This window comes from Paraburkholderia acidisoli, from assembly GCF_009789675.1.
Classification (GTDB): domain Bacteria; phylum Pseudomonadota; class Gammaproteobacteria; order Burkholderiales; family Burkholderiaceae; genus Paraburkholderia; species Paraburkholderia acidisoli.
The window spans coordinates 952,838-966,457 of the sequence record NZ_CP046916.1; the positions used below are offsets into that span (position 1 = coordinate 952,838).

General features: G+C 64.9%; 9 protein-coding genes. 2 read left to right on the plus strand and 7 right to left on the minus strand.

Going from position 1 to position 13,620, the window contains the following annotated elements; translation table 11 throughout:
* From FAZ98_RS33175 to FAZ98_RS33190, 4 genes are all read right to left on the minus strand, one after another.
* Positions 1-984 (minus strand): iron ABC transporter substrate-binding protein, encoded by a 984-nt coding sequence (locus FAZ98_RS33175; protein ID WP_233273039.1) that lies wholly within the window; start codon positions 982-984, stop codon positions 1-3.
* Positions 985-1,071: 87 nt separating this feature from the next.
* On the minus strand, positions 1,072-2,382 hold the full coding sequence (gene efeB, locus FAZ98_RS33180; RefSeq protein ID WP_158958116.1) for an iron uptake transporter deferrochelatase/peroxidase subunit: 1,311 nt from the start codon (positions 2,380-2,382) through the stop codon (positions 1,072-1,074).
* Position 2,383: 1 nt separating this feature from the next.
* Positions 2,384-3,487, minus strand: coding sequence for an NHL repeat-containing protein (locus FAZ98_RS33185; protein WP_158958713.1), 1,104 nt, complete (start codon positions 3,485-3,487; stop codon positions 2,384-2,386).
* 135 nt (positions 3,488-3,622) lie between these two features.
* On the minus strand, positions 3,623-5,047 hold the full coding sequence (locus FAZ98_RS33190) for a carbohydrate porin (RefSeq protein WP_158958118.1): 1,425 nt from the start codon (positions 5,045-5,047) through the stop codon (positions 3,623-3,625).
* A gap of 470 nt (positions 5,048-5,517) precedes the next feature.
* On the opposite strand from FAZ98_RS33190, the gene FAZ98_RS33195 reads away from it, so the two are divergent.
* Positions 5,518-6,180: a response regulator gene (locus FAZ98_RS33195; RefSeq protein WP_158958120.1), complete on the plus strand. Its 663-nt coding sequence runs from the start codon at positions 5,518-5,520 to the stop codon at positions 6,178-6,180.
* The gene (locus tag FAZ98_RS33200) at positions 6,177-7,523 is read left to right on the plus strand and encodes an ATP-binding protein (RefSeq protein ID WP_158958122.1); all 1,347 of its coding nucleotides are present in this window, start codon (positions 6,177-6,179) and stop codon (positions 7,521-7,523) included. The genes FAZ98_RS33195 and FAZ98_RS33200 overlap by 4 nt, the downstream gene beginning before the upstream one ends.
* 214 nt (positions 7,524-7,737) lie before the next feature.
* Here FAZ98_RS33200 and FAZ98_RS33205 read toward each other — a convergent pair whose 3' ends face one another.
* The 3 genes from FAZ98_RS33205 to FAZ98_RS33215 are packed head-to-tail and all read right to left on the minus strand — an operon-like array spanning position 7,738 to position 13,384.
* A complete protein-coding gene (locus FAZ98_RS33205) occupies positions 7,738-10,794 on the minus strand; it encodes an efflux RND transporter permease subunit (protein ID WP_158958124.1) in 3,057 nt (1,018 codons plus the stop codon).
* Complete coding sequence (locus FAZ98_RS33210) at positions 10,791-11,918, minus strand: efflux RND transporter periplasmic adaptor subunit (protein ID WP_233272977.1); 1,128 nt, start codon at positions 11,916-11,918, stop codon at positions 10,791-10,793. The genes FAZ98_RS33205 and FAZ98_RS33210 overlap by 4 nt, the downstream gene beginning before the upstream one ends.
* Positions 11,919-11,923: 5 nt before the next feature.
* Positions 11,924-13,384 (minus strand): TolC family protein, encoded by a 1,461-nt coding sequence (locus FAZ98_RS33215; RefSeq protein ID WP_233272978.1) that lies wholly within the window; start codon positions 13,382-13,384, stop codon positions 11,924-11,926.
* Between the last annotated feature and the right edge of the window lie 236 nt (positions 13,385-13,620).

Below are 13,620 nucleotides of genomic sequence, written 5' to 3' on the forward strand. Positions count from 1 at the left end.
TCAGAGCAGCCCCGCCTGACGCAGCAGACGCCCCGCCTGACTGTCGTCGCCGAGTTGCTGGATCGTGAGCGACGGCGGCTTGAGCTGATCGAACGGCTTGTTGATGGGATCGCCCTGCACGCCCGGCCGCAGCGGATATTCGAAGCTGATGTGGTTCTGCGCCATCAACTTCTGCGCGCGTTCGCTCACGAGGTAATCGAGAAACTTCTGCGCGTCGGCGGCATTGTGCGCGGTCTTCATCACCGCCGCGCCCGACACGTTGACGAGCGCGCCCACGTCGCCGTCCGCGAAATGGCCCACCGCGCTATGTGTGGCCTTGTCGCCGATCTCGGCGTGCAGGCGGTCCCAGTAGTAGTTGTTGATGATGCCGGTCGCCACCGCGCCGCGGTTGACAGCGGCCACCACGCCTTCGTCGTCGTCGAAGATCTGCGCGTTGGCCTTCAGGCCTTTGAGCCAGTCGAGCGTGGCGCTCTCGCCCTTGAGCGCGAGCACGGCGTCCACCACCGGCAGAAAGTCCGCGTCGCTGGGCGCGATCCCCACCTTGCCGCGCCACTCGGGCTTGGCGAGATCGAGCAGCGAATGCGGCAATTGCGCCGCCTGCAGCTTCGACGTGTTATAGGCCAGCACGTTTTCGCGCGCCGTCACGCCCACCCAATGCCCCGTGGGCGAGCTGTACTGCGCGGGCACGGCCGCGAGCGTGGCCGCCGCGACCGGCGCGAGCAGGCCCTTCTCTTCGAGCAACATCAGCTCGGGCGAATTCTCGGTGAAGTAGACGTCGGCGGGCGTGTTCGCGCCTTCCGCCACGAGTTGCGCGGCGAGCGCCGGCCCTTCGCCGCTGCGGATCTTCACGCTCACGCCGCTCTGTTGTTCGAAGTCTTTCGCCAGCTGATTGACGACCTGCTCGTGCTGCGCGTTATAGAGCGTGATCGACGCGGCATGCGCGGGAAGCGGCACCAGGCTCGATGCCGTGAGCGCGAACGCCATGCGCAGCGGAATCGAGATGCGTGAGAGTTTCATCATTGTCGTTGTCCTTGTTGTATCGCACATCGCGTGACGGAGGGGCCGAGGCGTTCAGGCGTCGAACAGGCCGGCACCGATAAACGAGCCCGGCTTCGCACCGGGCGGGCACGCGAAAATCGCGCTGCCCACATGCGTGGTGAACTGATTCATCATGTCGAACTTCGCGAGCCGGTCGTTGATGGGAATGAAGCCCTTGCGCGGATCGGCCTGATGCGCGATAAAAATCAGTCCCGCGTCATACTCGGTTTCCTGGCGCCACGGCGGCCAGCGTTCGATATAGAAGTTCGTGCCGTCGTTGTACGAATACGAGCGGCGCAGGATCTGCGCGCCGTCGTTCGAATCGCGATTGGAGAGCCGCACATGCGAGTTCTCGGGAATGAGCGGATTGCCGTCCTTGTCTTCGGCGGCGAGATCGACCGCGTCGAATTCGCGCGTCTTGCCGATTGGCGCGCCGCTGTATTTCTCGCGCCCGAACACCTGCTCCTGAAAGCCGCGCTCCATCTGATCCCAGTGCTCGACGGTGATGCGAATGCGCCGCACGACCGTGTACGTGCCGCCTTCCATCCACGGCGCGTCGGCGGCCTGGGCCCAGACGAACTGGTTCATCGCGGCGGCGTCGCTGATGGGCGGATTGTTGGTGCCGTCCTTGAAGCCCATGAGATTGCGCGGCGTCTGCCCGCGCGGCCCGGAAACGAAGCCCGCCTGGCCCCAGCGCATATGCACCGTGCCATACGCGGCGCGCGAGAGTTCGCGCACGGCATGAAACGCCACTTGCGCGTCGTTCGCGCACGCCTGAATGAACAGGTCGCCGCCGGTTTTCTCGGCCACGAGTTGATCGCCGTTGAAACGCGGCAGATCGACCAGCGCCGCCGGCCGCCGATGCGCCAGGCCATAGCGATCTTTATCGGCGGCCATGAAGAGGCCCGGTCCAAAGCCGAACGTGATCGTGAGCCCCGCGGGCCCGATGCCGAGCACGTCGCCCGCGTCGGGCGCGCTCTGGTTGTCGCCGCTGCCTTCGAGCGGGCCCGCGGTTTGCCCTTGCGTCAAACGCGCGGCGGTTTGCGTCCATTGGCGCAGCAGTTTGATGACGTCGTCGCGAGAATTGGTCGCGAGATCGAACGCCGCCACGTAGGTATGCGATTGCTGTGGCGTGACGATACCGGCCTGATGCGGCGCGTAGAACGGCTCGACCACGCTGTACGGATCGAACGGCTTGTCGCGATGCGTGGCGCCCTGCGCGACACCCGGCGCGGCGAGTCCCGCGCCGAGCGAGGCACTCGCGGCCACCGCCGCGCCGCCCGTCTTCAGAAACTTGCGCCGCGAGGCCTGCTTCGCGCGGTCGTCGTCGGAAGAAGAAGTCATGTCATTTCGCCAGAACCAGGGTGTTGACGTCGTCTTCCACGTAATAGAAGCCGTCGCCAGCGGGCGTGAGTGCAATGCCGAACAGGTCGCCGTTGCCCGGCGGCGACTGCGCGCGGTCGGCGTCGATCCAGCGCGCGAACAACTGTTTCGCGGCCACGGGGTCGATCTCGACCACTTGCCCGTTGAGCGCGTTGGTCACGAGCAGATGACCCTGCGGCGTCATGATCATCGCGAGCGGACGATGCAGCAGACCGTCGGCGGTGAGTTGACGCCCCACGCCCGCGCTCGAGTCGCGCGTGAGCGGGTCTTCGATCACGTTGATGCGATTGCCGATGGCGTCGGACACGTACAGCAATTTGTTGTCCGCCGAGAGCGCGAGGCCCGTCGGCCCGACCAGGAACACGCCTCTGTCCGCGCGCGCGCCAAAGCCGCTCGCGATCACCGTTTCGCTCTTGACCGAAGGCGGCTGGCCATTGGGAATGTCGAGCTCGAGGCGCAGCACCGTGGCCTGCTTGAACACGGGCGGCTCGCCGTCGGGCCCGAGGTCCGTGCCGCCCACGCCAAAGCCCGCATTGCTCACGAACAGCGTGGCCTGATTGCCGTTATCGACCAACGCCATGTTGCCCCACGGGTCGTTGATATTCGGGGTACTGATCGTTTTCGCAATCTTGCCTTGATTGTCGAGCACGATCATGCAGCCCGCGCCCTTCGTGTTGGTCGTGCCGTCGTTGCTCGGCGTGCTGCCCACGATCACCCAGCCCGACTTCAGCATCACCATGGCCGTCGAAAGACCCACGCCGCCGGGGCAACCCTTGAGGTCGCGCGGAATGGTCGCGAACAGCGTCATCTTCTTCGTGTCAGGGTGATAGTCGACGATGGTGGTGCCGGTACCTTGCAGATTGGCCGAGTTGTTGAAGTTGTCGACCAGTACGTCGCCCTGTTGAATTACGCCCGAACTCACGGGCGCCACGATGATCGCGTAGGGATTCTGGTCGCCGTTGTCGGGCACCGTGTTGATCAGCGTCGTGTGATGACGCACCGACGAGAGCAATCCCTCGTCGTCCGCATGCGCCACCGTTGCACAGGCGCACGCCGCCATCGCCATGACGACACTGGCACGCCACGTTCGTTGCGCGCTTGAGCCGGTCAAGCGAGCCAATAAGCGGGTCAGCGAGCGAAACAGACTTTTCATGAATTCATCTCCTTCTTCTGCGAGTTGCTTTCTCTCTACGCACACGCGTCAGAAAGTAATGTTCGTTCTCAGGCCGATCACGAAGGTATTGCGCAGCGGCACAGTGGGATCGTTCGGGTTCTGGCCCGCGCCCGCGTTGAACGTGTATTGCGCATCCGCTTGCACGATCCACCACGGCGTGACCTGATACTGGTAAGTGGCTTCGAGCGTGGTTTCGCTCGTGCGCACGCCATAGGGGCCACCGTAATACGCGAGATTGTCGAGATCGAGGTTGTGCGCGTAATTGCCGACCTTGATGTAGGTGACGGCGAGCCCGACGTTGTCTTCGTCGCGGCCCTTGAACGGCGCCTGCATGACCACGCCCAAGTTCGCAGAAAGACTCACGGGATTGCGATTGCCCGGCGCGCCCATCACGCGCGCGAAGACGCCGATACTGCGGGGCTCGTCGGGGTCGGGGCGCCATACCATTTGATCGGCCACCGCATAGAAGCTGTAGTCGCCGCGATGTTGCGCGGGCGAACCGGTCGTGAGCGGATTCGCCAGCGAAAGCCCCGTGTTGTCGTAACGCTGGTCGTCGAAGGAGCCGCTGTTGTACCAGACGCCGATCTTGTACGTGCCCGGCAAACCGCGGCTGTCGGCACGCACGAGTTCGCCCTCTTCCGGCTGGTTCACCGCGTACTGAAGCTCGCCGATCCAGAGCGCGCCGTTATGCAGATTGAAATTCGTGCCGCTGATATTGTTCGGATTGTTGCCGAGCGGATCGCCGTCGTACACGCCCGCCATGCCGATCAGCGAAGGCGCGAGACGCGCCTGCACGCGCACGCCGAGCGCCGAGAGCGGATACGCGGGACCGCCCGACGGCATGTCGTACGAAGGCAGCGCGGGCCAGCCGAACATCGTGTTGACGAAGGTCGACGCATACTTGCTGACCATGAACTCCTGGTCGATGCTCTGCTGCCCGATCTTGACGTTGACCTTCTTGTCGAGAAAAGACTGCTGATACCACAGCTCCCAGAGACGCGTGGTCGCCTGCGCCTCGATGCCGCTCGCGGTATTGAGCGTGCCGAGATTGTCGGTGCTCAGATTCGTGCCGTGAATCTGCAACGCGCTCACGTTGAACTGGCCACCCGGAATGCCGAGCGCCTTGCTCGTATCGAGCCCGAACGTGACCGTGGTCAGCCCGTCGTAAGCGCCGCCGGTGCGCAAACCGCCGCGCAGGTTGGCAAGGTATTCGCTGGTTTCGGTAATGTCGAGCGTGGCGCCGTAACGGCCGAGCCACGTGCGCAGTCCGCCTATGTCGCCGAGCATGTTCTGGCGTGTCCAGAAACCGGTCCAGAAATTGCCGGGCTGCGCCTGGATGGCAAGATCGGCCTCCTGCTCCTGCGCGAAGGCATCCGGGTTCTGCATGGGCGGCGTGGCGAACACGCTCGACGAATACACCATCGCGCATACCGCCGCCAGCATGCAACTCATGGAAACGCTCGCAGCCGGCTTTACGCGAGAATGACTACCCGGCCCCTTATGTTGGCGCAACGCGCCCACGCCTCGCCCTATCCCTGGTCGGACCATTTTCATAGAACTCCTAATTAATTATTTTCTTAAACAGCCCGCTTTCTTATGACGACACCGGCGAACTGTGCAGAGCGACGCGAACCCTTGCTGGGTCGATTTTTTGGATCGTATCACCGGCGATGGAAAGTGCAATAGAAATGAGAACGGTTCTTAATATGATTGATAAATGAAAGATTGCTTTCGAGAACATTCACGCTGATTAACGGATTTATCGCACCATTAAATGACTCGCCTCAAACAGCGTTCACACCAATGCAAAACGAGTCATTGACAGGCTCGATTGCAATCATCGAGACAATGGGCGCGCAAGGCGCTTAAGCATCGGCTAAGCTTCGCTGGGCGAAAATATCGTAAGAAACACGAGGTGGACGATGCGGGTGTTGCTGATAGAAGACGACGAAATGATTGCGGAAACGGTGCTCGAGTCGATGCGCCGCGAAGGTCACGCCGTCGATTGGGCCAAGGACGGCCGCGAAGCCGAACTGTCGCTCGGCAACGACCTGTACGACCTCGTGCTGCTCGACCTTGGGCTGCCGAAGAAAGACGGCCTTCAGGTCCTCAACGAGTATCGCCGCAAAGGCGGCGAGGCGCCCGTGCTTATCATGACTGCGCGCGACGCGGTGACCGACCGCATCGGCGGCCTCGACTCCGGCGCCGACGACTACCTCATCAAGCCCTTCGATCTCGACGAACTCGCCGCACGGGCACGCGCGTTGTTGCGCCGCCGTACCGGCCAGAAGCAACCGGTCTATAGCCACGGCAATCTCTCGCTGGACCCGGCTGCGCACGAGGTCACCATGGACGGCGCACCGCTCGCCCTCGTGCCGCGCGAATATGCGCTGCTGCACGTGCTGATCGAGCAACCCACGCGCGTTTTCCCCAAGCACGAACTCGAAGACCGCATTTACGGCTGGGGCGAGGAAGTGGGCAGCAACGCCATCGAAGTTCATGTGCATAGCCTGCGGCGCAAGATCGGGCCGGAACAGATCGTGACCGTACGCGGCGTGGGATATCGGCTCAAGAGGCTGGAATGACGTCGATCCGCCGGCGGCTGCTGGGCTGGCTGATTTGCGGGTTTGCAGCCGGTTCGGCGATCGCGGGCGCCGGCATCTTTCATACGGCGCGCGGCGAGGCCAGCGAACTGTTCGATTACGAATTGCGCGCCGTGGCGCTCTCCATGCCCGTGAGCACGGAATCCGCGCGCGCCGTCGAACAAGCCGGGCCGGGTTTCGATCAACTCGCCGACGACCGCATTCTCATCGAAACCTGGGACGGCGCGGGCGCGCCGGCCTATCGCTCGCAAAATACCTCGCTGCCCCGCTATCCCGCGGGCTTCAGCACGATCGAACACGACGAGGTGCATTGGCGCGTGTTCGGCGTTGCGCAACCCGGCCGCTTCGTGCAGGTCGCGCAGCCGGTGTCCGTGCGCAACCGGCTCGCGCTGCGTCTCGCGTTGCACACGCTATGGCCGCTGGCCCTGCTCGTGCCCGTGGCCATCGTGCTCGTGCTCGTGGTGGTGAGTCGCGGCCTCGCGCCGGTGCGCTCGCTCTCCTCGCTGCTGGCCACGCGTTCCGCCACGACGCTCGAACCGCTCAGCATCGACCGCACGGTGCCCGTCGAACTGCGCCCGCTCGTCGAGTCGCTCAACGACCTGCTGCTGCGTTTGAGTGCCGCCTCGCAGGCGCAGCACACGTTTATCGCCGATGCCGCGCACGAGCTGCGCACGCCGCTCGCCGCGCTCAAACTGCAATGGCAGGCGGCCATGCACGACGGCACGCTGAGCGGCGAAGCGCGCACGCTCGAACGCATGAGCACGCGGCTCAATCGCACGATCCGGCTCGTGCATCAACTGCTCACGCTCGCGCGCGAGGACGCGCAATCGGCGGCGAAAACCAGCCGTATCAGCTTGCGGCGCCTGTGCGAACAAGCCATTGGCGACTTCTCGCTGCTCGCCGAGGAAAAAGGCATCGACCTCGGTCTCGACACGCGGCCGCCGTTGACGCCCACGGACGCGTGCGATACGAGCGCCGATCTCTCCGGCATCAGCATCCTGCTGAACAATCTGCTCGATAACGCGATCCGCTACACGCCCGCCGGTGGACGCATCGACGTCGTGCTCACGCGCACGGAACACGGCCTCGGCTTCGATATCGTGGATAACGGGCCCGGCATTCCCGAAAGCGATCTCGAACGCGTGCTCGACCGCTTCTATCGCGGCGAACATGCGCACGGCACCGGCAGCGGCCTGGGGCTCTCCATCGCCACGCGCATCGCCCAGCGCAATGCGCTCGTTTTCACGCTGCGCAACAACCCCGAGGGGCACGGCCTCACGGCTTCGGTGAGCGGCCTGATCGCCGACCACAACGGCAACGCGTGATCGACCGTCGCGCACGAGCGCATTTCGCCGCTTCCCGGTTAAGCCCATTTTAAGTTCGCGACGCTAGAGTGATCTCGCGTATGGCAATACGCGTCCAGGTTTCCCGCAGTGATTGTGTCGAGCGCTGTCTTGCTGTCCTGGATCGCACTCACGATCACTTTGAAAAGCCCCGGCATGCCGGGGCTTCTTTTTTACTGCGGCCTTGCGCCCACACTCAAGGCTGCTGACGTTTCGCGCCGAGCAGCATGCGCAGCAGCGCGGGCAACACGAGCAGCACGAGCGGCATCTGCACGATCAAGCCCGAGATGATCGCAATGGCCAGCGGCTGTTGCATGGCCGAACCCTGACCGAGCGCGAACGCGAGCGGCAGCAGCGCGAGAATAGCGGCGATGGTGGTCATCGCGATCGGTCGCAGGCGGTTGCGCCCCGCGGCCTGCAACGCTTCGTCGAGCGCCATGCCCTCGTCGCGCACGAGCGTCTGGAACTCGGACACATAGAAGATCGCCACTTCGGTCACGATGCCGATGATCATCGTCATGCCCATCATCGCCGAAATATTCAGTTCGATGCCGGTGACCCACAGGCCGATGAACACCGCGCCCGTGGCGAGCAACGGCATGGCCATGACCGCGAGCGCCACGCGAAAGCGCTCGTAGAGAAACAGCAGCAGCGCGAACACGAGCGCGACCGCCGCGCCGAACACGGCCAGCAACCCCTTGAAGGCGATCTGCTGTTGCTGATAGAGGCCGCCGAGTTCGTAGTACACGCCTTGCGGCAGCAATTGCGGATCGGCGAGCGCGTGCTGTACGTCGGCGATGGTCGAGCCCAGATCGCGCCCGTCGATCCGCGCGGTGACCGCCACCATGCGCTTGAGATTGTCGCGGCTGATTTCGGGCTCGCCGCTCACGTGGCTAGGCGACGCCACGCGGGACAACGCGAACACGTGACCGTCGGGTGCGCGAATCGGCAGGCGCGCGAGTTCGGTATCGGTCATCTGCAACGCGCCGCGCGCCCACACGCGCACCCCGATCGTTTTCGGGCCGCTCTGGTACTGCGTGGCCACGTTGCCTTGCAACAGATCCGCCACCTGCTGCGCGACGGCTTGCGGGTCCATGCCTTCTGCCGCGGCCGCGTCGGGGCGAATGCCCAGATCGAGCGCGTCGCCGGCGGGATTGATGCCGTCGTTCACGTCCACGATGCCGTCGATCTTGCCGATGCGTGCCGCCACGCGCCGCGCCGTGCCGTTCAGCACGTTCTGGTCGTCGGAGTAGATCTTGATCTGTACGGGCTGCGGCACGGCCGTCAAATCGCCGATCAGGTCTTCCATCAACTGGGCGAGTTCGATGCTCACGCCCGGCACCTGGCTGTCGACGCGCGAGCGAATCTCTTCCATCACCACGTCGATCGGCTCGCGCTTGCCCGACTTCAGCCGCACGAAGAAGTCGCCCTTGTTCGGCTCGTTGAGATCGCCGCCGAGACCCGCGCCCGTGCGCCGCGAATAAGTCGCGACGTTCGGATTTTCGCTGATGATCGTTTCGACCTGCTTCATCAGCCGATCCGTTTCCGCCACCGACGTGCCAGGCTGCGTGTGATAGTCGAGCACGAAGCCGCCCTCGTCCATCGACGGCATGAAGCCGCTGCCCACGCGCGTGAACGCCAGCGCCGAGACGACCAGCAGCGGCAGCACGAACGCGAGCATCCACAGCGGACGCACGCTCACGCGCGCGACGAGCTTCGCGTAAGTGCGATTGAGCGCGGCGGCGAAGCGCGTCTCGCGATGTTCTTCGGCGTCTTTCGCGGTGAGCCAGCGGTCGCAGAGAATTGGAATCGCGAGCCAGGTCACGAGGAACGAGATGAACAGCGCACTCGCCATCGTCACGGAAAGCGCCTTGAAAAACGCCCCCGTCACGCCCGAGAGAAACGCGAGCGGCAGAAAAATGATGAGCGTGGCTGCCGAGGAGCCCGCGAGCGGACGCGTGAACTCGAGCGCCGCGCTCATCACGCGGCCATGGAATGCGTGCGATCCCGCTTCGCGCATGCGGCGCGCGATGTGCTCGATCATGACGATGGCGTCGTCGATCACGAGGCCGACCGCCGCCGCCATGCCGCCGAGCGTCATGATGTTGAAGCCCATGCCGAACACGTCGAGCAGCAGAATGGTGGCCGCCATCACCACGGGCACGAGCGCGACCGCGATGAGCGTGATCTTGCCGTTGCGCAGAAAGACGAACAGCGTGAGCGCCGCGAGCACGACGCCGATGAGGATCGCGTCGCGCACGCTCGTGGCCGAAGCCACCACGAGTTCGCTCTGGTCGTACCAGTTCGCGAGTTTCACGCCTTGCGGCATCTGCTTGCCGAACCCCGCGAGACGCGCGCGAATCGCCTGCGCCATGGCCACGCTGTTCGCGCCCGGCTGCTGGTACACGTTGACGAGCACGGCGTCCTGACCGTCGGCGGTCACGCGAATCCATTGCGGCACGGTGCCCTGCGTGACGCTGGCGAGGTCGCCGAGCCGGACCTGCTTCGCGCCGCTCGTGGTCACGACGATGTTCTTCAACGCGTCGAGTCCGCCAATGGCGGCATTCGCGACCACGAGATAGAGCTTGTCGTGATCTTCGATACGGCCCGTCGCCATCAGCACGTTGCTCGCGCCAACCGCCTTCGCGACGTCGGCCACGGAGAGCTTGTACGCCGCGAGCCGCACCGGATCGACGGCCACCTGGAGTTCGTCGCGCGCGCCTCCCGTCACGTCCACACGCGCCACGCCCTGCACCGAAGACAGCAGCGGGCGCAACTGGAATTGCGCGAGATCGTAGAGCTGCGTGAGTGGCAGGCGCTGCGAAGTGAGGCTGTAGGCAATCACCGGAAACACCGTGGGGTCCATGCGACGCACCTGCATGGTCGTGCCCGGCGGCAGCGTGGCGAGAATCTCGGCGATAGCCGACTGCGCCTGCAACGTGGCCTGCGCCATGTCGGTGCCCCAGTCGAAATTCAGCGAAATCTCGGCCGCGCCGCGACTCGTGCGTGACTCCACGTCGCGCACGTTGGGCACGCGGCGCAAGGCTTCCTCGACCGGCATGGTGACGAGCGTGGCCATCTGCTCGGCCGGGCGATCGCCCGCATCGAGCGACACCACCGCACGCGGAAACGATACGTTCGGGAACAGCGAGATTGGCAGACGCATCGCGGTAAGCGCGCCTGCGACGGCGGCCAGCGCGATTGCGAACAGCAACGAACGGCGATGGCGCTGCATCCATTGACTGAAATTCATCGCGCGCCGCCTTCGCCAGCGACCACGCGCACGGCCATGCCGTCTTCGAGTTCGTAGTTGCCGCTCACGACGAGCGGCCGCGTGACATCGAGCGCGCCGTCCACGCCATACTGGTTGCCGTGCTCGACCTTCACCGCCACGTCCACACGATGCGCCTTGTTGCCCGGCGAGACCTGAAAAACGTAGTAGCCCTTGCCGTCCTGCAACACCGAGGCGCGCGGCACATTCCACCAGACGCCCGTTTGCGTGTCGATGTCGGCGCGCACGCGTGTGCCGGGCAGAAAGCCGCCGGCCGCGAGCGGCGCGTTGACGCTCACGTCCACCAGTTGGCTCTGCGGGTCGATCGCCGCGCCCACGAGCACGACGCGCCCTTGTGCCTGCTCGCCGCCGAGCGAAGCCGAAAGCGGATGCAGCACGACACCGTCGCCCGTGCGCAGCTTGAGCGCGTCGGCGGGGTCGGCGCCCAGCGTGATGTTCGCGCTGTTGCCGCTCGAGGCGCGATCGGCAACGAGTTGCGCGAGCGCCGCGCCCGCCTGCACCTGGTCGCCGGGCGCGGCCGTGAGTTGCGAGACCACGCCCGCCACCGGCGCGGTGACCGTCTTCGCTCCCACGCTCACACCGGTCGCGCCTTGCGCGTCGAGCGCCTGTTGCGCGTCGGCGAGCGCCTTCTGTGCGGCGGCCAGTTGCGATTGCGTGGCGAGGCCGTCGTGGTAAAGCGCTTCGGTGCGTTCGAGTTCGCCGCGCGCGAGCGTGGCGGCGCTCTGCGCCTGGCCCAGCGCGATTACCGCGTTCGGGTCGGCCTGCACGACGAACAGCGGCGCGCCGCGCGTGACGCTCTGGCCCGGTTGCACGAGTACGCGCACGACGCGCGCGAGATACGACAGGCTCACGGTCGTCACGTTCGCGCTGGCCGAAGCCACGCTGCCATAGGCGACCACGACCTGCGAGACAGGCTTGCGCGAGACGTGCACGACTTCGACCGCGGCGGTCGGTTGCGATGCCGCTGCGGGCGCGGCGGCGTTATCGGCGCGAGCTGCGCACACACCGATCAGCGCGACGCCCGTGGCCAGTACGCTACATGCCGCCCACACGGACGGCCGATACATCGATCGACGAAAAGACATGGTATTCAGCGTGCGAGAGAGTTTGAATGACGATGAGCGGCGGCGACGCTTTGATCGTGCGTGTTATCCGGCATCACGTTGCCGAGCAGGGCCTGAAGACCGATGCGCTGTTCGGCCAGCGCCTCGCGTGCGGTCTCGGCGTCGAGGCGGCGTGCGTTCGCCGCGCTTTGCGCATCGACGTATTGGCCGAGCGTTATGTCGTGCGCGGTATACGCGCGGTGCGCGTGCGCGGCGGCCCGCTCGAGTTCGGGCAACGCGGCATCGTCCTGCGCGAGTTGCCGTGCGGCGATCGCGCTGTCATTGCGCAGGTGCGCGATATCGGCGTAAGCCGTATTCAGGCGTGCCTGGTATTCGTCGGCGAGACGTTGGCGCGTGGCCTGCTCGATGGCGATATTGCCGCGATTGCGATTGAACACCGGCAGCGTGAGATTGATCGCGAAACCGCTCGTGTAAATCTCCGAGGTATCGCGCTGGCGAGTGAACCCGATGGAAAGACTCGGAAACTGATTGAGAATGGCCGCGCGGTATTTCTGTTCCTGCGCCTCGTAACCCAGTTGCAGGGCGATCAGATCGGGGCGGCGCTGCGGCAATTGATGCATGGCGTCGTCGAGCGACGCATCGGGCAACGCCATATCGCGAGACGGCGCGTCCGCCAGCGGCAATTCGACATCCGGCGCGAGGCCCAGCAGCGCGTTCAGATCGTGATGCGTCTGCGCTTGCGCATGCTGCATGTCGGTCCATGCCTTGCGGGCGTCTTCGTACGCGGTGAGCGCGGCCGTCACGACATCGGCGGTCATGTCGTGGCGGCGCGCGGCATCGGCCGTGCGGTCGTAGCGCGTGCGCGCGAGTTCGGCTTGTTGCGCGAGCAACGGTAGGGCCGCGGTTTGAAAGCGCGTTTTCACGTAGAGTTGCCGCGCCTGCGCGACCACTTGCCACTCTTGCCAGAGCAGCGTGAGATCGGTTTTCTGCGCGGCGGCATTGGCCGATTTCACGTTCGCGCTGCGCGTGAGCAAGGCCATGACGTCCATGCTCAAGCCGTAACTGAATGCGCGCGACATGCCGATCGCACCGGGGTAGTCGCTCGACACGCTCACTTGCGGGTCAGGCAGCAAGCCTGCTGAAAACGCCTGGGCGCGCGCAATGCCCAGGTCGTCGCGAGCGAGCTTGAGATCGGGGTTGTTCGCGACCGCGAGCATGGCGACTTCGTCCATATCGAAACCGTCGGACGGGTCGAAACGATGCGCGGCCAGTTCCGGCAACGGCATGGCCGCGGCGTCGATCTGCACGCGCGCGACGCCGTCCGGTTCGAGAAGCGAGACGCCCGCGGGCAATGGCTGCGCGTGCCAACTCGCGCAACCGCCCAGCAGCGCGGCGAGCACCGCCACGCTGCACGCGGCCGCGCGCGTGGGACATGACGACAGATGACGGACGAGCGAACGCCCCGTGCTAATCGACGGTAGGAACAACGTGGGTTTCCTCAAGACGGGGCCGCGCCACAAGAACTGCGCACGGCGCATTGAGCAGACATGCCGGGCTTTTTATGGCCGATACGGCAGCGTGGAACGCATTCTGGAGGGGTAACGCTTATGCGATGCTTAAATCGGACACGTGAATGTGATATGACAAGGCGCTGCAATCAGCCTTAAAGGCGGCTTACAGAAAGCATTCTGTCGTCAAATAGCGACCTTTGCGTCAAGCAACG

Bases quoted from the DNA above. Each gene is read 5' to 3' on its own strand.
- FAZ98_RS33195 (WP_158958120.1), top strand. From the start codon at position 5,518: ATGCGGGTGTTGCTGATAGAAGACGACGAAATGATTGCGGAAACGGTG.
- FAZ98_RS33175 (WP_233273039.1), bottom strand. From the start codon at position 984: ATGGCGTTCGCGCTCACGGCATCGAGCCTGGTGCCGCTTCCCGCGCAT.
- FAZ98_RS33190 (WP_158958118.1), bottom strand. From the start codon at position 5,047: ATGAGTTGCATGCTGGCGGCGGTATGCGCGATGGTGTATTCGTCGAGC.
- FAZ98_RS33185 (WP_158958713.1), bottom strand. From the start codon at position 3,487: ATGGCGATGGCGGCGTGCGCCTGTGCAACGGTGGCGCATGCGGACGAC.
- efeB (WP_158958116.1), bottom strand. From the start codon at position 2,382: ATGACTTCTTCTTCCGACGACGACCGCGCGAAGCAGGCCTCGCGGCGC.
- FAZ98_RS33210 (WP_233272977.1), bottom strand. From the start codon at position 11,918: ATGTCTTTTCGTCGATCGATGTATCGGCCGTCCGTGTGGGCGGCATGT.
- FAZ98_RS33205 (WP_158958124.1), bottom strand. From the start codon at position 10,794: ATGAATTTCAGTCAATGGATGCAGCGCCATCGCCGTTCGTTGCTGTTC.
- FAZ98_RS33200 (WP_158958122.1), top strand. From the start codon at position 6,177: ATGACGTCGATCCGCCGGCGGCTGCTGGGCTGGCTGATTTGCGGGTTT.